Source organism: Rhodococcus sp. 05-2254-6, assembly GCF_002258565.1.
Lineage (GTDB): Bacteria > Actinomycetota > Actinomycetes > Mycobacteriales > Mycobacteriaceae > Rhodococcoides.
The window spans coordinates 1-596 of the sequence record NZ_NOZF01000040.1 but is presented as its reverse complement, the minus strand read 5'-3'; the positions used below and the strand labels follow the sequence as shown (position 1 = coordinate 596).

General features: G+C 61.9%; 1 protein-coding gene. It reads right to left on the bottom strand.

Annotated features, from left to right (window positions below):
* The coding region (locus CH256_RS04710) for a porin PorA family protein (protein WP_179272001.1) at nucleotides 1-323 on the bottom strand (323 nt) is incomplete at its 3' end.
* Nucleotides 324-596: the final 273 nt, after the last annotated feature.

Genomic DNA, 596 nt, shown 5'->3' with positions numbered 1-596 from the left:
CCTTCCAGGCGGGAGCGACCGTGAGACGCGCCGACCGCGACGGTGACGCGGTCTGCGTCGGAGGGATCCTCGACGGTGATGTACCGCTGGAGAACGAGGGGTACATCCGTCGCGATGGAGAGAGGGCCGGGTCCGGTGATCGTCTTCGAGTCGAGAACCTCACCGCCCGCACCGTCCGTGGTGGTGGCCACCGTGGTGGCGTCGATGTCGAGTGGAGTCACCGCCAGGCGGTCGTACACGAGGGTGGGCAGAAGTAGAGCGACGACGATCGCGAAGGAACCCAACCCCGCGAGCAAGCACATCGCGATTCTCACCCGTGACATGAACACCGTCCCAATTCTTTTCGTTTCCGGCCGTCTCATCGTGCCGTGGCGAGAGCCCTGAGAGTCCGCTTCCGCGTTGTGACCTGTCAGCATGTTCGTGGGAATTTACAGAGACATCAACCGATGTTGAGAATTTCCGGAAAGGTGCACACTGGGGTCACTCGTCATTTGCCGCACAACGCTGAATCGGGGGACGACACATGGCGACCGGTATCGATCGAGGTACGACGGTCGATCGCGGCAATCGTTGGCGAACCATCGGGACGTTGCGAA